Annotated in this window: 10 protein-coding genes; 9 read left to right on the forward strand and 1 reads right to left on the reverse strand. The window is 73.1% G+C overall.

Annotated features, from left to right (window positions below):
• From glgX to ACFWN1_RS22375, 8 genes are all read left to right on the forward strand, one after another.
• Positions 1–2,142: glycogen debranching protein GlgX (glgX, locus tag ACFWN1_RS22340; protein ID WP_384364573.1), on the forward strand; the 2,142-nt coding region annotated here is incomplete at its 5' end.
• Between the two features lie 83 nt (positions 2,143–2,225).
• On the forward strand, positions 2,226–4,028 hold the full coding sequence (locus ACFWN1_RS22345; protein WP_384364576.1) for an ABC transporter ATP-binding protein: 1,803 nt from the start codon (positions 2,226–2,228) through the stop codon (positions 4,026–4,028).
• Positions 4,025–5,890: an ABC transporter ATP-binding protein gene (locus tag ACFWN1_RS22350; protein ID WP_384364579.1), complete on the forward strand. Its 1,866-nt coding sequence runs from the start codon at positions 4,025–4,027 to the stop codon at positions 5,888–5,890. The genes ACFWN1_RS22345 and ACFWN1_RS22350 overlap by 4 nt, the downstream gene beginning before the upstream one ends.
• Positions 5,891–5,913: 23 nt before the next feature.
• Positions 5,914–7,626: an ABC transporter transmembrane domain-containing protein gene (locus tag ACFWN1_RS22355; protein ID WP_384364582.1), complete on the forward strand. Its 1,713-nt coding sequence runs from the start codon at positions 5,914–5,916 to the stop codon at positions 7,624–7,626.
• The gene (locus tag ACFWN1_RS22360) at positions 7,623–9,383 is read left to right on the forward strand and encodes an ABC transporter ATP-binding protein (protein ID WP_384364585.1); all 1,761 of its coding nucleotides are present in this window, start codon (positions 7,623–7,625) and stop codon (positions 9,381–9,383) included. Before ACFWN1_RS22355 ends, ACFWN1_RS22360 begins: the two co-directional genes overlap by 4 nt.
• Positions 9,384–9,658: 275 nt before the next feature.
• Positions 9,659–11,707 carry a M4 family metallopeptidase gene (locus ACFWN1_RS22365; protein WP_384364588.1) on the forward strand — a complete coding sequence of 683 codons (2,049 nt, stop codon included), beginning with the start codon at positions 9,659–9,661 and terminating at the stop codon, positions 11,705–11,707.
• A gap of 253 nt (positions 11,708–11,960) precedes the next feature.
• Positions 11,961–13,601, forward strand: coding sequence for a M4 family metallopeptidase (locus ACFWN1_RS22370; RefSeq protein WP_384364592.1), 1,641 nt, complete (start codon positions 11,961–11,963; stop codon positions 13,599–13,601).
• Between the two features lie 70 nt (positions 13,602–13,671).
• Positions 13,672–14,193 carry a DUF1990 family protein gene (locus ACFWN1_RS22375; RefSeq protein WP_384364595.1) on the forward strand — a complete coding sequence of 174 codons (522 nt, stop codon included), beginning with the start codon at positions 13,672–13,674 and terminating at the stop codon, positions 14,191–14,193.
• 54 nt (positions 14,194–14,247) lie between these two features.
• Here ACFWN1_RS22375 and ACFWN1_RS22380 read toward each other — a convergent pair whose 3' ends face one another.
• Complete coding sequence (locus ACFWN1_RS22380) at positions 14,248–16,884, reverse strand: glycosyltransferase family 1 protein (RefSeq protein ID WP_384364598.1); 2,637 nt, start codon at positions 16,882–16,884, stop codon at positions 14,248–14,250.
• 424 nt (positions 16,885–17,308) lie between these two features.
• Between ACFWN1_RS22380 and ACFWN1_RS22385 the strand changes: the two genes are divergently transcribed.
• Positions 17,309–18,645, forward strand: a 1,337-nt coding sequence (locus ACFWN1_RS22385) for a maltotransferase domain-containing protein (RefSeq protein ID WP_384364601.1), incomplete at its 3' end; no start/stop codon positions are given.

Consider the following 18,645-nt stretch of genomic DNA (forward strand, 5'->3'; position numbering starts at 1 on the left):
CCCCCGGTGTGGCCGGGGGCGCCGACCCCGCTGGGGGCCCGGTTCCACACCGGCCCGGACGGGGTGGCGGGCACCAACTTCGCGCTGTGGGCGGGTGGCGCGGAGGCGGTGCGGCTGTGCCTGTTCGACGAGCGGGGCCGGGAGACCCAGGTCCGGCTGACCGAGCTGACGCACGAGATCTGGCACGGCTTCGTGCCCGGTGTGCTGCCCGGCCGGCGCTACGGCTACCGGGTGGAGGGCCGCTGGGACCCGTGGACCGGCGCCCGCTGGAACCCGGCGAAGCTGCTGCTGGACCCGTACGCCCGCGCGGTGGACGGCGAGTTCACGCTGCCGCCGGAGGTGTACGGGCATGTGCGGGACTGGCCGGAGCAGGCTCACGCGGACACCGTGCGGGACGAGCGGGACTCGGCGCCCTTCGTGCCTAAGGGCGTGGTGGTGCAGGACGACGACGACTGGTCCGACGACCGCCGCCCGAAGACGCCGTGGTCGGACTCGGTCATCTACGAGCTGCACGTCAAGGGCTTCACCAAGCTCCACCCCGGCATCCCGGAGGAGCTGCGCGGCACCTACGCGGGCCTCGCGCACCCGGCGGCGATCGAGCACCTGGTGAAGCTGGGCGTGACGGCGGTGGAGCTGCTGCCGGTGCACCAGTTCGCGCACGAGGACCATCTGCTGCGCCGGGGCCTGAAGAACTACTGGGGCTACAACTCCGTCGGCTACTTCGCCCCGCACGCGGCCTACGCGGCCTCCGGCACCACGGGTGAGCAGGTCGGCGAGTTCAAGCGGATGGTGCGCGCGCTGCACGCGGCCGGCATCGAGGTGATCCTCGACGTGGTCTACAACCACACCGCCGAGGCGGGCGAACTCGGACCCACCCTCTCCCTGAAAGGCATCGACAACCGGGGCTACTACCGCCTCCAGTCCGACGCCCGCCGGTACGCCGACTACACCGGCTGCGGCAACACCCTGCACGTGGTGCAGCCCCAGGTGCTGCGGCTGATCACGGACTCGCTGCGGTACTGGGTGACCGAGATGGGCGTGGACGGCTTCCGCTTCGACCTGGCGGCGGCGCTGGCCCGCTCGATGCACGACGTGGACATGCTGTCGCCCTTCCTGGCCGTCATCGCCCAGGACCCGGTGCTGCGCCGGGTGAAGCTGATCGCCGAGCCGTGGGACATCGGCTCCGGCGGCTACCAGGTGGGCGCCTTCCCGCCCCTGTGGACGGAGTGGAACGACCGCTACCGCGACACGGTGCGCGACTTCTGGCGGCACGCGCTGCCCGACGTCCGCGAGATGGGCTACCGGCTCTCCGGCTCCAGCGACCTGTACGCCTGGGGGGGCCGCCGCCCGTACGCCTCGGTCAACTTCGTCACCGCGCACGACGGTTTCACCCTGCGCGACCTGGTCTCGTACCACGGCAAGCACAACGAGGCGAACGGCGAGGACAACCGGGACGGCACCGACGACAACCGTTCCTGGAACTGCGGCGCCGAGGGCGAGACGGACGACGAGGGCGTACGGGCCCTGCGCAGGCGGCAGTCGCGGAACCTGCTGACCACGCTGCTGCTGTCCACCGGGGTGCCGATGCTGGTCGCGGGTGACGAGCTGGGCCGCACCCAGGGCGGCAACAACAACGCCTACTGCCAGGACGGCGAACTGAGCTGGCTGGACTGGTCGCTCCTGGACGACCCGGACTGGCGGCCCCTGTTCGACCTGACCTGCCGGCTGATCGCCCTGCGCCACCGGCACCCGGTGCTGCGCCGCCGCGCCTTCTTCTCCGGCCGCGCGCACTCGGCGGACGGCCTCAGGGACCTGGCCTGGTTCACCGCCCGGGGCGCGGAGATGACCGAGCGGGACTGGTACGCGCCCGCCGCCACGCTTGGCATGTATCTGTCCGGCCGGGACATCCCGGGGCGGGACGAGCGGGGCGCGGCGGTGGTGGACGACAGCTTCCTCGCCGTGCTGCACGCCGGGCACGAACCGACCGGCTTCACCCTTCCGGACGCACCCTGGGCGGCGGGCTACGAGGTGGTGGTGGACACCTCGGGCGAGCGGCAGGAGCGGGCGCCGGGCACGGTCCTCGACGCGGGCACCGACATCACCGTGCCCGCGCGGACGGTGCTGCTGCTGCGGGTCGTCTGAGTCCGCGGGGTGTGCGGGGCGCTGCGGAGGGGCGGCGGAAAACTCGGTGGGCGGGACGGAGGCCGGTCCGTACGCTGACACCGGTGTCCACCAACTCTCCCCCCGCCCGGCGCCGCTCCGCCGCCCGGACCCTGCTGCGGCTGTGGCCGTACGTACGCCCGGTGCGCGCTCGCTGGTTCGTGGCCGCCGTCGTCGCGGTCGTCGCCTCCTGCCTCGGCCTGGTGATCCCGCTCGTCCTGAAGTGGCTGGTCGACGGCCCGGTCGCCGCCCGTGACCCCGCCGGGGTCTGGCTGGGCGCGCTGTACCTGCTGCTGATCGGGGTGGCGGAGGCGCTGCTGTTCGGCATAAGGCGCTGGCTGGTGGCCCGTCCGCTGGCGAGTGTGGAGGCGGGCATGCGGGCCGACCTCTACCGCCGGCTCCAGCGGCTCCCGGTGGCCTTCCACGACCGCTGGCCCTCGGGCCAGCTGCTGTCACGGGGTACCGGCGACCTGATGCTGGTGCGGATGTTCCTCGCCTTCCCGCTGACCTTCCTGCTGGTCAACGGGGTGACGATCCTCGTGGGCATCGGGATCATGCTGGCGCAGGACTGGGTGCTCGGCCTGGTCGTGCTCGGTCCCGCCGTGCCGCTGCTGTGCATCTGCGTGGTCGTGGAGCAGCGGTACGCGCACGCGGCCCGGCAGGCGCAGGACCAGGTCGGCGACCTGACCACGCTGGTCGAGGAGAGCGTGCTCGGCGTCCGGGTCGTCAAGGGCTTCGGGCGCCATCGCAGCCAGGCACGGGCGTTCCGGCGTACTGCCCTGATGCTGCGGGACACCGAGATCGGCAAGGCGCGGCTGCTCGCGGTCATCTGGGCGGCCATCGTGACGCTGCCCGAGGTGGCGATCGGGGCCGCGCTGGTGCTGGGGGTGCTGCGGGTGGCGGACGGCTCGCTGTCGGCGGGCACGCTGGTCGCGTTCCTGAGCACGGCGCTGGCGCTGCGCTGGCCGGTGGAGTCCATCGGCTTCCTGCTGGCGATGTCCCAGGAGGCGGCGACGGCCACCGAGCGGTACTTCGAGGTGCTCGACGAGAGTCCCGAGGGTGATGCCGACGCGCCCGGCACGGCCGTCCCCGAGCCCGGCGAGCGCGGCCTGCGCTTCGCGGGCGTCGGTTTCCGCCACGCCGACGCGGCCCCCGGCACCCGGCCCGTGCTGGACGGGGTCGACCTGCACATCCGCCCCGGCGAGTCGATGGCGCTGGTCGGCGCGACCGGCAGCGGCAAGACCACCCTGACCGCACTGGTGCCCCGGCTGCACGACGCGACCTCGGGGCGCATCACCCTCGACGGCGTCGACATCACCGCGCTCCCCCGCGAGGAACTGCGCGCCCGGGTCGCCGTCGCCTTCGAGGAGCCCACCCTGTTCTCCGCGAGCGTGGCGGAGAACGTCCTCATGGGCGCCGGGGACGGCGCGGGCCGGGACGAGCTGGACCGGGCGCTGGCCGTGGCGCACGCGGACTTCGCGCACGCGCTGCCCGAGGGCCCGGACACCCGGGTCGGCGAGCAGGGCCTGAGCCTGTCCGGCGGCCAGCGGCAGCGCCTCGCACTGGCCCGCGCGGTGGTGGGGCGGCCGGAGTTCCTGGTGCTGGACGACCCGCTGTCCGCGCTCGACGTGCACACCGAGGCGGCCGTGGAGGCGGCGCTGCGCCGCGTCCTGGCCGACACCACCGCCCTGATCGTGGCCCACCGCCCGTCCACGGTGCTGCTGGCCGACCGGGTCGCCCTGCTCTCCGACGGCCGGATCACAGCGGTCGGCACCCACCACGAGCTGCTGCGTACGAACACCGAGTACGCCCGCCTGATGTCCGGCGGCCCGCGCGAGGAACCCGAGGAACCCGAGGAATCACGATGACCACCACGACGTCCGCCGCCCCCACCACGGACGACGACCTACCCGGCCCGCCTCCGGACGGAGGGTCCGGCGACCCCTTCGACCGGGACGTCCTGCCCACCCCGCCCGGCGCCACCGCCGCCCTGCTGCGCTCGCTGCTCGCCCCGCGCCGGGCCCGGGTCGCGCTCACCGTGCTCCTGCTGCTGCTCCAGCAGGCGGCGGCGCAGACCGGCCCGCTGCTGGTGGCGTACGCCATCGACACCGCCGTACCGGCCGTGCGCCGGCACGACAACGGGCCGCTGCTCGCGGTGGCGGCCGGGTACGCGCTGTGCGCGCTGGCCTCCGGCGGGCTCCAGTACGCGTTCATCCGGGCGTCCGCGCGGGTCAACCAGGACGCGCTGCTGGACCTACGCGGCCGGATCTTCCGGCACGCGCAGGCGCTCAGCGTGGACTTCCACGAGCGCTACACCTCCGGCCGGCTGATCTCCCGTTCGACCACGGACGTGGAGGCGCTGCGCGAACTCCTCGACGAGGGGCTCCAGGAACTGGTGACGGTGGTGCTGTCCTTCGGCTGCATCGCGGCCCTGCTGCTCTGGCTGGACCTCGGGCTCGGGGCGGTCGCGGTCGCCTCCTTCGTGCCGCTGTACCTGCTGGTGCGGCGCTACCAGCGGCGGGCGGGGAAGGTGTTCGCGGCGCGCTCCACGGCGATCGCGGCGCTGATCGTGAAGTTCGTGGAGACCATGAACGGCATCCGCCCGGTGCGCGCGTTCCGCCGCGAGGCCGCCAACGACGCCGAGTTCGCCGCGCTGAACGGGCACCACGAGCGCAGCAACGGCGACTCGCTGCTGGAGATGGCGCGGTACGTGGTCGGCTCCCGGCTGGTCGCCAACACGGCCGTCGCCGGGATCGTGCTGTGGGGTGCCTACCGGGTGGCCTCGGGCACCCTGGCGCTCGGGGTGCTGGCGGCGGCGGTGCTGTATCTGCGGCGGCTGTACGACCCGATCGACCGGCTCGGGATGTTCCTCAACTCCTACCAGTCGGCGGCCGCCTCGCTGGAGAAGATCGCCGGGCTGCTGGCCCAGGTCCCGTCCGTTCCTGAGCCCGCCGTGTCCCGTGAACTCCCGGCGAGGGAGGGTGCGTCCCCGGGCCGTGAGGTGGTCTTCGACGGGGTGCGGTTCGCCTACCGCACCGGTGGCGAGGTGCTGCCCCGCTTCGATCTGACGCTGCCGGCCGGGCAGACGGTCGCCGTGGTCGGCTCCACCGGCGCCGGCAAGTCGACGCTGGCCAAGCTGCTGGCCCGCTTCTACGACCCGACCGAGGGCGCCGTCCTGCTCGACGGGGTGGACCTGCGCGAGCTGGCGCTGCCGGAACTGCGGCGCGGGGTGGTGATGGTGACCCAGGAGGCGTTCCTGTTCTCCGGCACGGTCGCGGACAACATCGCCATCGGCCGTCCCGAGGCCGGCCGGGAGGAGATCGAGCGGGCGGCGAAGGCCATCGGCGCCCATGAGTTCATCAGCGCCCTGCCCGACGGCTACGACACCGACGTACGCAAGCGCGGCGGGCGCATCTCCGCAGGTCAGCGGCAACTGGTGGCGTTCGCGCGGGCGTTGCTCGCCGACCCGGCGGTGCTGATCCTGGACGAGGCGACCAGTTCGCTGGACGTGCCCGGTGAGCGGGCGGTGCAGCGGGCGATGACGACGGTGCTGCGCGGCCGTACGGCGGTGGTCATCGCGCACCGGCTGTCGACGGTGGAGATCGCCGACCGGGTGCTGGTGATGGAGCACGGCCGGATCGTCGAGGACGGCCGCCCGGACCGACTGATCGCCGGTTCCGGTAGGTTCTCCGAACTGCACAAGGCGTGGCGGGACAGTCTGGCTCGGTGACGGCCGGTGGAGACGGGGGCAGCATGATCGACGCGTACGAAGATCCCGGCATACCGGACACGCGCGGCGGCTGGCGCTATCTGTGGTGGCTGGCGCTGCGCCAGCCGGGGCGTTCGCTGGCCGGCGCGGTGCTGGGTTCGGCGTGGCTGGTGCTGATGGCGGCGCAGCCGTATCTGCTCGCGCGGGCGGTGGACGACGGGCTGGTGCCGGGCAGGCTTGGGGTGCTGGCCGCCTGGGCCGGGGCGATCTTCGCGGCCGGGGTGGGGTGCGCGTGGCTGAGCATCCTGCGGCACCGCACGATGACGCGGGTCCGGATGGACGCCAACTTCCGCACGGTGAAGCTGGTGGTGGAGCACGCGGCCCGGCTGGGCGCCGCGCTGCCGCGCCGGGTGGGGGCCGGTGAGGTCGTCACCGTCGGGGTCGGCGATGTGCAGACCCTCGCGCAGGCGCTGACCGTGATGGGGCCGGGGATCGGCTCGGTCGTCGTCTACTCGGTGGTGGCCGCGCAGCTCCTCACCATCTCCGGTCCGGTGGCCGCCGTGGTGCTGCTGGGGGTGCCGGTCATCGCGCTGCTCGTCGGCCCCCTGACCCGCCGTCTGCAGGGCACCGAGACCGACTACCGGGACCGGCAGGGCGTCCTCACGGCACGCATCGGCGACCTCGCGGGCGGGCTGCGCGTGCTCAACGGCCTCGGTGGGAAGCGGCTGTTCGCGGACGCGTTCGCCGAGGACTCGGGGCGGCTGCGGGAGCAGGGCTACCGGGTGGGCGCGGTGACGAGCTGGGTGCAGGCGCTCGGACTCGGCCTGCCGACGCTGTTCCTCGCGGCGGTGACCTGGCTGGCGGCCCGGCTGGCCGCCGACGGCACGATCACGGTGGGCGAGCTGGTCTCGGTGTACGGGTACGCGGCGGTGCTGATCGGCCCGGTCGCGTTCTTCGTGGAGATGAACTACGACCTGAACCGCGCGGTGGTGGCAGCCCGCCGGGTGGTGGCCCTGCTCCGGCTGGAGCCCGAACCGGACGAGGGCACCCTGCCCGCCCCCGAGCACCCCGCCGAGCTGCACGACCCGGCGTCCGGCGTCCGGGTGGCGCCGGGCCGGCTGACCGCGCTGGTCTCCGCCCGCCCCGCCGACACCGCCGCCGTGGTGGACCGCCTGGGCCGGTACGGGCCGACCGAGGCGCTGTGGGGTGACGCCCGGCTGGACGCGGTGCCGCTGGCCGAGGTGCGCGCGCGGGTGCTGGTCGCGGACAACGAGGCCGACCTGTTCGCCGGGCCGCTGTTGGAGACGGTGTCCGCCGGGCGCCCGGCGGACGAGGCCGCGGTGCGCCGGGCGGTACGGGCGGCTGTCGCCGAGGACGTCGTACGGGGGCTGCCGGAGGGCCTGGACACGGTGGTGTCCGGGCAGGGCCGGAGCCTGTCCGGGGGGCAGCGGCAGCGGGTCCGGCTGGCGCGGGCGCTGCTGGCCGATCCGGAGGTGCTGCTCGCCGTGGAGCCGACCTCGGCACTGGACGCGCACACCGAGTCGGCGGTCGCGGGGCGGCTGCGCGAGGTGCGGGAGGGCCGTACGACGGTGGTGACGTCGACCTCGCCGCTGCTGCTGGACGTGGCGGACACGGTGCTGTTCCTGGTCGACGGCAAGGTGGCCGCGACCGGCCCGCACCGGCTGCTGCTGGACCGCGAGAAGGGCTACCGGGCCCTGGTGGCCCGGGACTCGCGCGACGAGGAGGTCTCGCGGTGACGACGGACACGACAGCGCTGCCGGTCGCCGACCGGGGCACGGTACGGCGGGCGGCCGCCCGGCTGGTACGCGCCGACGGGCGGGCCTTCGCGGCCGCGCTGGCCCTGAACGCGCTGGCGGCCGGCGCGGGCATCGTGGGCCCCTGGCTGGTCGGCCGGATCGTGGACGAGGTCCGGGCCGGGCACGGGACCGGCCCGGTGGACCGCCTCGCGCTGTGGATTCTGCTGTGCGCGCTGGCCCAGCTGGTACTGGCCCGCTGGGCGCGGTACGTGGCGCACCGGTTCGGGGAGCGCACGCTCGCGCGGGTCCGCGAGACCTTCGTCGAACGGCTGCTGGGGCTGCCCGCGTCGGTGGTGGAGCGGGCCGGTACCGGTGACCTGACGGCGCGCGGTACGGCGGACGTGGCGATGGTCGGCACCACGCTCAGGGACATCGGCCCGGAGCTGCTGGTGTACGCGGTGCAGGGGCTGTTCGTGCTCGGCGCGGTGTTCGCGCTCGATCCCCGGCTCGGCCTGTTCGCGCTGCTCGGGCTGACCCCGGTGTGGCTGGCGGTGCGCTGGTATCTGCGGCGGGCGCGGGACGCCTATCTGGCCGAGGGCGCGGCGACCTCGGCGGTGGCGGAGATCGTGGCGGCCACGGCGGGGGGCGCGCGGACGGTGGAGGCGTTCCGGCTGGAGGCGGCGCGTACGGCGGCGAGCCGGGAGGCGCTGGAGAAGTCCCGCCGCACCCGCTACCGCACGCTGGGGCTGCGGACGGTGTTCTTCCCCTCCGTCGAGATCTCGTACACCGTCCCGGTGGCCGGGGTGCTGCTGGTCGGGGGCTGGCTGCACGGGCGCGGGCTGATCGGTCTCGGCGCGGTGGTGGCCGGGGCGCTGTACATGCGGCAGTTCACCGACCCGCTGGACATGGTGCTGACGCGGCTGGAGCAACTCCAGAGCAGCGGGGCCTCGTTCGCCCGGGTGGAGGGCATCGCCGAGGCGCCGGGCGCGGCGGCGGACACCGCGAGGGCTCCGGTGGACGACCGGATCGAGGTGCGCGGGGTGCGGTACGCGTACGAGCGGGGCGGTGAGGTGCTGCGCGGGGTGGACCTGACGGTACGGCCCGGTGAGCGGCTTGCCGTGGTGGGTGCGTCCGGCGCCGGCAAGACCACGCTGAGCCGGCTGCTGGCCGGGGTCGACGCGCCCGCTTCCGGCTCGGTCACGGTGGGCGGGGTGCCGGTCGCGGAGCTGGAGCCGGCCCGGCTGCGCCGGCAGGTGGTCCTGGTCACCCAGGAGCACCATGTGTTCCTCGGCTCGGTCCGGGACAACCTGCTGATCGCCGAACCTGCGGCCACCGACGAGGAGTTGTGGCGGGCGCTGGCGGCGGTGGGCGCCGACGGCTGGGTGCGCGAGCTGCCCGGTGGGCTGGACACCCGGCTGGGGCAGGGCGGGGAGGTCACCGACGGTTCCCAGGCGCAGCGGCTCGCGCTGGCCCGGGTGGTGCTGGCCGACCCGCACACCCTGATTCTGGACGAGGCGACCGCCCTGCTGGACCCGGCCACCGCCCGGCACACCGAACGCGGTCTGGCGGCGGTGCTGGCGGGCCGCACGGTGATCGCCATCGCCCACCGGCTGCACACCGCGCACGACGCGGACCGGGTCGCGGTGATGGAGGACGGCCTCGTCACCGAGCTGGGCACGCACGACGAGCTGGTGGCAGCGGACGGCGCGTACGCGGCCCTGTGGCGCACCTGGCACGGGGACGGCGGCACGGCCTGAAGGTCGCCGACACGTCTGTTCAACACCACTGCAACAAAAGGGAGTTGGCACGGAAGGCACACCTTCCGGCCAACTTCCCGTTGCCCTCCTGACAGGCACCCCGCCGCCCTGTCACTCTTCCCACGACCGGCTCACAGCGACCGCACAGCGCTCACGCGTCCCGCGCCACCAGCGCCCGCACGCGCAGCACGCACCGCCCTGTTCTGCCCCGGACGCCCCAACCCACCGTCCGGTCTCCCTCGGCCGCGCGACCGGCGGCCACGCAGAAGGAGTCAGTGTTGAGCAGCAGCCCCTCGACCAGCAGCAGTCACTCCGGCAGACGTGTCTCCCCGCGCCACCGCACCGCCACCGTCGCCCTGGCCGGAGTGGCGGCGCTCATCGCCGCCGCCGTCCAGTCCGGCGCGGCGACCGCGGCCCCGGCGAGGCCCGCGCCGGGCAAGGCCGACCCCGCGCACAGCTCCGTACGCCTCACCGCCGCCCAGCGCGCCGGGCTGATCCGGGACGCCGACGCGGGCCGGGCCGGCACCGCCCGCTCGATCGGGCTCGGCGCCCGGGAGAAGCTCGTCGCCCGCGATGTCGTCAAGGACGGCGACGGCACCCTGCACACCCGCTACGAGCGCACCTACGCGGGCCTGGCCGTGCTCGGCGGCGACCTGATCGTGGACACCGCGCCCTCGGGCGCGACCAGGCGCGTGCTGAAGGCGTCCGGCACCGCGCTGAAGATCGCCGGCCTCACCCCGGCCGTGCCGAAGGCCGCGGCGGAGCGGCAGGCGGTGGCGCGGGCGAAGGCGCTCGGCGGCACCAGGTCGGCCGCCGACAGCGTGCGCACGGTGATCTGGGCCGCCACCGGCAAGCCGGTCCTCGCCCACGAGACGGTGGTCGGCGGCCTCCAGGACGACGGCACCCCGAACGAGCTGCACGTCATCAGCGACGCCGCCACCGGCAAGAAGCTCTACGAGTACCAGGGCATCCGCACCGGTGTCGGCAACACCCAGTACAGCGGCCAGGTCCCGCTGACCACGACCCAGTCCGGCTCCACGTACAACCTGACCGACGGGGAGCGGGGCGGCCACAAGACGTACAACCTCAACCGGGGCACCTCGGGCACCGGCACCCTGTTCTCACAGGGCAGCGACACCTGGGGCAACGGCACCGTCTCCGACCCGGCGACGGCGGGCGCGGACGCCCACTACGGGGCCGCGGTCACCTGGGACTTCTACAAGAACACGTTCGGCCGCAGCGGCATCAAGAACAACGGGGTCGGCGCCTACTCCCGCGTGCACTACGGGAACGCGTACGTCAACGCCTTCTGGAGCGACTCCTGCTTCTGCATGACCTACGGCGACGGCGCGGGCAACGCCGACCCGCTGACCGCTTTGGACGTCGCCGGGCACGAGATGAGCCACGGCGTCACCGCCAACACCGCCGGGCTCAACTACTCGGGCGAGTCGGGCGGGCTGAACGAGGCGACCTCCGACATCTTCGGCACCGGTGTGGAGTTCTACGCCAAGAACAGCTCCGACCCCGGTGACTACCTCATCGGCGAGAAGATCGACATCAGGGGCAACGGCACTCCGCTGCGCTACCTGGACAAGCCCAGCAAGGACGGCTCGTCCAAGGACAGCTGGTACTCCGGTATCGGCGGCATCGACGTGCACTACTCCTCCGGCCCGGCGAACCACTTCTTCTACCTGCTGAGCGAGGGCAGCGGCGCCAAGGTGATCGGCGGGGTCTCCTACGACTCCCCCACCGCCGACGGCCTCCCGGTCACCGGCATCGGCCGGGACAAGGCACTCCAGATCTGGTACCGGGCGCTCACCACCAAGTGGACCTCCACCACCAACTACGCCGGCGCCCGCACCGGCACCCTGGCCGCGGCCGGGGAGCTGTACGGCACCAGCAGCGCGGAGTACGCGGCGGTGCAGGCCGCCTGGGCGGGCGTCGGGGTCGGCACCCGGCCCGGCGGCGACACCGGCACCTCGTACGAATCCACCACCCCGGTGGCGATCCCGGACAACGGTCCGGCGATCACCTCGGACATCACGGTCTCCGGCAGGAGCGGAAACGCGCCAGGCAACTTGCGCGTGGCCGTCGACATCACCCACACCTGGCGGGGTGATCTGGTGATCGATCTGGTCGGCCCGTCGGGCACCTCGTACCGGCTGAAGAACGCCAGTTCCTCGGACTCCGGGGACGACGTGGACGAGACCTACACCGTCAACGCGGCGGCCGAACCCGCCAACGGAACCTGGAAGTTGAAGGTCCAGGACCAGGCGGCACAGGACAAGGGCACGCTCAACGGCTGGAAGGTCACCTTCCCGTAGACCACCCTCCCGCCGCCCCTCGCGGCCGGTGAACGGGTGCCGTCGGCAGAGTGAACAGCCCTTCGGCGGCCCCCGTTCACACGCCCGCCACAACATCAGGACGCAACGTTTCGGCCAACATCACCGCAGAGACATGACATGTACGCGTCCCTGGTGCCACGCTCTCCCCGCACGTCGCAGCCACACAGCGACTTCAGTACGCACCACCCGGCCATTGACCCCACTCTGGCCGCCCCCACGTCTAGGAGCTACTGTGACCCCCCTCTTCGCGCGCCGTCAGCGCGCCTCACTCGTCATCGCCACCGCCGTCGCCGCCGGCGCCCTCCTCTCCACGGGCCTGACCTCCAGCGCGAGCGCGGAGAACAAGACCCTGGCCGGCGCCCCGACCCTGCTGTCGGCCTCGGCCCGCACCGCGCTGATCCAGCAGGCCCAGTCCGGCGCCTCCGAGACCGCCCGGCGCATAGGTCTCGGCGCCAAGGAGAAGCTGGTGGTCAGAGACGTCGTCAAGGACGTCGACGGCACCGTCCACACCCGCTACGAGCGCACCTACGCGGGCCTGCCGGTCCTCGGCGGCGACCTCGTGGTGCACACCGCCAAGTCCGGCAAGGCCGAGGGCGTCACCAAGGCCACCAAGTCGGCCATCAAGGTGGCCTCGCTGAAGCCGCAGATCACCGCGGCCAAGGCGGAGAAGCAGGCCGTCGGCGCCGCGAAGACCCTCGGCTCCGCCAAGACCGCGTCGGACGGCGCCCGCAAGGTCATCTGGGCCGGCTCCGGCAAGCCCGTCCTCGCCTACGAGACGGTCGTCGGCGGCCTCCAGGACGACGGCACCCCGAACCAGCTGCACGTCATCACCGACGCCGCCACCGGCAAGAAGCTCTTCGAGTACCAGGGCATCGAGACCGGCACCGGCAAGACCCTGTACTCGGGCACCGTCAGCCTCAACAGCACGCTGTCGGGCTCGACGTACCAGCTGACCGACAACACCCGCGGCGGCCACAAGACCTACAACAAGGCCCACAGCAGCAGTTCCAGCCAGGGCACCCTGTTCACCGACTCGGACGACGTCTGGGGCACCGGCACCGCCTCCAGCTCGACCACCGACCAGACGGCCGCCGCCGACGCCGCCTACGGCGCCCAGACCACCTGGGACTTCTACAAGAACACGTTCGGCCGCAGCGGCATCAAGAACAACGGGGTCGGCGCGTACTCCCGCGTCCACTACGGCAACCAGTACGTGAACGCGTTCTGGGACGACTCCTGCTTCTGCATGACCTACGGCGACGGCTCGGGCAACAACCACCCGCTGACCTCGCTGGACGTCGCCGGCCACGAGATGAGCCACGGCGTCACCGCCAACACCGCGGGCCTGAACTACTCGGGCGAGTCCGGCGGCCTGAACGAGGCCACGTCCGACATCTTCGGCACCGGTGTGGAGTTCTACGCCAACAACGCCTCGGACCCCGGTGACTACCTCATCGGCGAGAAGATCAACATCAACGGCGACGGCACCCCGCTGCGCTACCTGGACAAGCCCAGCAAGGACGGCGGCTCGGCGGACTACTACTCGTCCGGCGTCGGCAACCTGGACGTGCACTACTCGTCCGGTGTCGCCAACCACTTCTTCTACCTGCTGTCCGAGGGCAGCGGCGCGAAGACGATCAACGGGGTGTCCTACAACTCCCCGACGTCCAACGGCTCCACGGTCACCGGTATCGGCCGCGCCAAGGCGCTGCAGATCTGGTACAAGGCGCTCACGACGTACTTCACGTCGACGACCAACTACAAGGCGGCCCGCACCGGCACCCTGAACGCGGCCTCCGCGCTCTACGGCGGCACCTCCAGCGCCGAGTACAAGGCGGTGGCTGCCGCCTGGTCGGCGGTCAACGTCAACTAGCGGTCCGGTAGTTGAGACAAGGCGCCCCCTGGGAAGGTGATCTTCCAGGGGGCGCCCTAGTCTGGTGCCCATGTCCTCGGCGCCCTTCACCTACGAGCCGGTCGGCGCGACCCGCGACGATCTCACCGTCTGCCCGCCCGGCTTCCACCACCTCTTCGCCCGCACCCGGATCGGTGAGGGCCCCGCGGTCTTCCGCCGGGCCGCGGAGGCGGTCCTCACCTGGGAGATGCACCGCGCGATGGGCGTCGGCATCAACACCAGCGCCGACCGGGCGACCCCCGGCACCGAGGTCACGGTCAGCCTCGCGGGCATGATCAAGGCTCCCTGCCGGGTCGTCTGGACCGCCGACGAGCCGCGCCGCGCGGGCTGGGCCTACGGCACGCTGCCCGGCCACCCCGAGGACGGCGAGGAAGCCTTCGTCGTCGAGCGCACCGGCGACGGCACCGTCTGGCTCACCGTCGCCGCCTACAGCCGCCCCGCCAAATGGTGGACCCGCACCGCCGGCCCCGTGGCCCGAGCCCTCCAGCACGCCTACGCCCGCAGATGCGGAGCGACACTGAAGCGGCTGTGCGCGGAGGAGGACGAGGGCTAGTCGCCCCTCCTGCCGGAGGGTGGACGGCACGGTCCACCCTCCGGCAGCGAGCCCTCAGCGCAGCAGCACCCCCGCGGACTCCACCGTCTCCAGCGCCTCGACCGCCTCCTGCGACGGTGACGTGACCAGCCCGGTCTCCGCAGTGGAGGCGAGGAGGCGGTGGGTGGGGAGGATACGGACGGTGTAACCGAAGGGGCCGGTGCGGTCGAGGCACAGCGGGCCCTCGTAGAGCCAGCGGCCCTCCAGGTCGGGGTTGCCGACCGGCTTCAGCGGGACCGTACTGGCATCGGTGATGCGGTCGCCGGAGTCGACCCGGCCGGACACCACCTGCACCTCCACGTCGTCCGGGGTCAGCGCACCGAGGCCCACCCGCACCCGCAGGCCCACACTGGAGCCCAGCTCCGCCGTGGCGGTGGGCGCGGTGGTCTCCACGTGGTCGACGCTCACCCCGGGCCACGCGTCCCGCACCCTCGCCTTCCAGCCGGCCAGTTCACGCGCGGTGTCCGGGGCGAGCGCGCGGTGGGCCTGCGCGGCCGGAGCGTAGAGCCGCTCGACGTACTCCCGGACCATGCGGCCGGCCAGCACCTTCGGACCGAGCAGGGTCAGGGTCTGGCGGACCATCTCGATCCACCGGTCGGGCAGGGCGGCCCGCCCGCGCTCGTAGAAGCGCGGGGTGACCCGGCCCTCCAGCAGTTCGTACAGCGCGGCGGCCTCGATGTCGTCCCGGCGGTCGTGGTCGGTGGCCGCGCCGTCCGCCGTGGGGATGGCCCAGCCGAAGTCGGGCTGGAACCACTCGTCCCACCAGCCGTCCAGCACCGAGAGGTTGAGGCAGCCGTTCAGCGCGGCCTTCATCCCGGAGGTGCCGCACGCCTCCAGCGGGCGCAGCGGGTTGTTCAGCCAGATGTCGCAGCCGGGGTAGAGCTTCTGCGCCATCCCCATGCCATAGTCGGGCAGGAACACGATCCGGTGCCGCACCCGCGGGTCGTCCGCGAAGCGCACCAGCTCCTGGACGAGCTTCTTGCCGCCGTCGTCCGCCGGGTGCGCCTTCCCCGCGACCACGATCTGCACCGGCCGCTGCGGATGCAGCAGCAGCTCGGTCAGCCGCTCCTTGTCCCGCAGCATCAGGGTGAGCCGCTTGTACGAGGGCACGCGCCGGGCGAAGCCGATGGTGAGCACGTCCGGGTCGAGCACCCCGTCGATCCAGCCCAGCTCGGCGTCGGCCGCCCCGCGCTGGTGCCAGGAGGCCCGCAGCCGGGACCGTACCTCCAGCACGAGCTGTTCGCGCAGGGTGCGGCGCAGCTCCCAGATCTCCTGGTCCGGGATCTCCGCGACCGCGTCCCAGCGCTCGGAGCCGCCGACGGTCAGCGCGTCCTCGGCCCGCTGCGCGCCGAGCTGGCGGGAGCCGAGCCGGAGCACCTCGGGGGCGACCCAGGTGGGGGCGTGCACGCCGTTGGTGACCGAGGTGATCGGCACCTCCTCGGCGTCGAACCCCGGCCAGAGCCCGGCGAACATCTCCCGGCTGACCTGCCCGTGCAGCAGCGACACCCCGTTGGCCCGCTGGGCCAGGCGCAGCCCCATCACGGCCATGTTGAACAGGCCCGGCTCACCGCCCGGGTAGGTCTCGGTGCCCAGGGCCAGCACCCGGCGCGGGTCGAGACCCGGCAGCTCGGCGTCGGGCCCGAAGTGCCGGGCGACCAGCTCCTGGTCGAAGCGGTCGATGCCGGCCGGGACGGGGGTGTGCGTGGTGAACACGGTGCCGGACCGTACGGTCTCCAGTGCCGCGTCGAAGTCGAGCCCGGACGTGCCCAGTTCGGCGATCCGCTCCAGGCCGAGGAAACCGGCGTGGCCCTCGTTGGTGTGGAACACCTCCGGCTCGGCGTGCCCGGTGAGCCGGCAGTGGGCGCGCACCGCGCGGACACCTCCTATGCCGAGCAGCATCTCCTGGAGCAGCCGGTGTTCGCTGCCGCCGCCGTACAGCCGGTCGGTGACGCCGCGTTCGGCGGGGTCGTTCTCCTCCACGTCGGAGTCGAGGAGCAGCAGCGGGACCCTGCCCACCTGGGCGATCCAGATCCGGGCGTGCAGGGCGCGGCCGCCGGGCAGGGCGAGGGAGACGCCGGCGGCGGTGCCGTCGTCCTCCTTGAGCTGGGTGAGCGGCAGTTCGTTGGGGTCGAGCACGGGGTAGTGCTCCTGCTGCCAGCCGTCGCGGGAGAGGGACTGGCGGAAGTAGCCGTGCCGGTAGAGCAGTCCGACGCCGATCAGCGGGGCGCCCAGGTCGCTGGCCGCCTTGAGATGGTCGCCGGCCAGGATGCCGAGGCCGCCGGAGTACTGGGGCAGGGCCGCGGTGATGCCGAACTCGGGTGAGAAGTAGGCGACGGCGGCGGGCAGCCCGTCGCCCTGCTGCTGGTACCAGCGGTCGCCGCGCACATAGTCGTCCAGGTCGTCGGCGACCGCGCTCAGGCGGCGCAGGAAGCGCCGGTCCTGCGCCAGCTCGGCCAGCCGGGCGGGGCTCACCCTGCCCAGCAGCCGCACCGGGTCGCCCTCGGCGGCGGCCCAGTGCCCGGGGTCCACGGACTGGAACAGGTCGCGCGTCTCCGCGTGCCAGGACCAGCGGAGGTTGCGCGCCAGGTCACTGAGCGGCAGGAGGGGTTCGGGGAGAACAGGACGGACGGTGAACCGGCGGATCGCCTTCACATTCCACCTCGGGACGCGTTCGCGGGGTGAGACGCACGGCGCTGTACGTCTCGTCGTCATTGTCGACGGTAGTGGTTACCGGGGCGTCACCGGGGACGCATCCGGGTGAAGCCGTCCGAACACGGCACATCAGGTAGGCGGGGGACGATGGCACAGTCATGGGGCGCCCGGTGCCTCGGCGCCCGGAAGTTGGCCGAACCCCGCCCGAGCGGGGTGAGTCAAGGCGCCGAGGGCGGGAATCCGGGTCAAGGGGCCGGTCTTGTCCCAGGACGTACGAGCGAGTAGTCAGCGAAGTGCCGGATTGCCCACCCGAACCGGATGGGAAGGCTCCCCCGGTACGACGCGACAAGCACCACAGCACCACAGCAGGAACCGTCGCCCGCACACCCGGCCCATACCCATGTCGACGCGGACAGGAGCGGTCATGCCCGCCACGCACCACTCGTCAGCACCGGCGACCCCCGGCAAGGCGGCCGGGAGAAAACCCGGCCGGCCCGCCCGTCAGGCGGCGCCACCGGATGCCACCCGGACCGTCGCGGCCGAGACACCGAGAGGGCAGCCCGTGACGGGCCGTATCCCGGTCCTGGACGTGCGGCCCGTGGTCCAGGGCGGGCGCCGGCCCGCCAAGTCGGTGCCCGGCGAGGTCTTCGAGGTGTCGGCCACCGTGTTCCGCGAGGGGCACGACGCCGTCGCCGCCGATGTCGTGCTGCGCGACCCGGACGGCCGCCCCGGCCCGTTCACACCGATGCGTGAACTCGCCCCCGGCACCGACCGGTGGGGCGCCACCGTCAGCGCGGACCGGCCCGGCAGCTGGACCTACACGGTCGAGGCGTGGTCCGACCCGGTCGCCACCTGGCGGCACACGGCCGAGATCAAGATCCCGGCCGGCCTCGACACCGAACCCGTGCTGGAGGAGGGCGCGCGGCTGTACGAGCGCGCGGCCGCCGGGGTCCCGGCGGAACACCGGGGCGTCCTGCTGGACGCGGTCGCGTCCCTGCGCGACGAGGACCGCCCGGCCGCCTGGCGGCTGGCCTCGGCCCTCGCCCCGGAGGTCTCGGAGGTCCTGGCCCGCCATCCCCTGCGGGAGCTGGTGACCGCCTCGGACCCGATGCCGCTGCTGGTGGAGCGCGAACGCGCCCTGTACGGCTCCTGGTACGAGTTCTTCCCCCGCTCCGAAGGCACGCTCGACCAGCCCCACGGCACGTTCCGCACGGCGGCGAAGCGGCTGGACGCCATCGCGGAGATGGGCTTCGACGTCGTCTACCTCCCCCCGGTCCACCCCATCGGGACGACACACCGCAAGGGCCGCAACAACACCCTCACCGCGACCCCGGACGACGTCGGTGTCCCATGGGCCATCGGCTCCCCCGAGGGCGGCCACGACGCCGTCCACCCCGACCTCGGCACACTCGACGACTTCGACCACTTCGTCGGCAGAGCAGGCGAGTTGGGCCTCGAAGTCGCCCTCGACTTCGCCCTCCAGTGTTCCCCGGACCACCCCTGGGTGGAGAAGCACCCGGACTGGTTCCACCACCGCGCGGACGGCACGATCGCCCACGCGGAGAACCCGCCCAAGAAGTACCAGGACATCTACCCCATCGCCTTCGACGCCGACATGGACGGCCTGGTGACCGAGACCGTGCGGGTGCTGCGGCACTGGATGGAACACGGGGTGCGGATCTTCCGCGTCGACAACCCCCACACCAAGCCCGTGGTGTTCTGGGAGCGCGTCATCGGGGAGATCAACCGGACCGACCCGGA

The organism is Streptomyces sp. NPDC058459, assembly GCF_042721685.1.
Classification (GTDB): domain Bacteria; phylum Actinomycetota; class Actinomycetes; order Streptomycetales; family Streptomycetaceae; genus Streptomyces.

Coding starts and splice junctions, on each gene's coding strand:
- ACFWN1_RS22350 (WP_384364579.1), top strand. CDS start 4,025: ATGACCACCACGACGTCCGCCGCCCCCACCACGGACGACGACCTACCC.
- ACFWN1_RS22355 (WP_384364582.1), top strand. CDS start 5,914: ATGATCGACGCGTACGAAGATCCCGGCATACCGGACACGCGCGGCGGC.
- ACFWN1_RS22375 (WP_384364595.1), top strand. CDS start 13,672: ATGTCCTCGGCGCCCTTCACCTACGAGCCGGTCGGCGCGACCCGCGAC.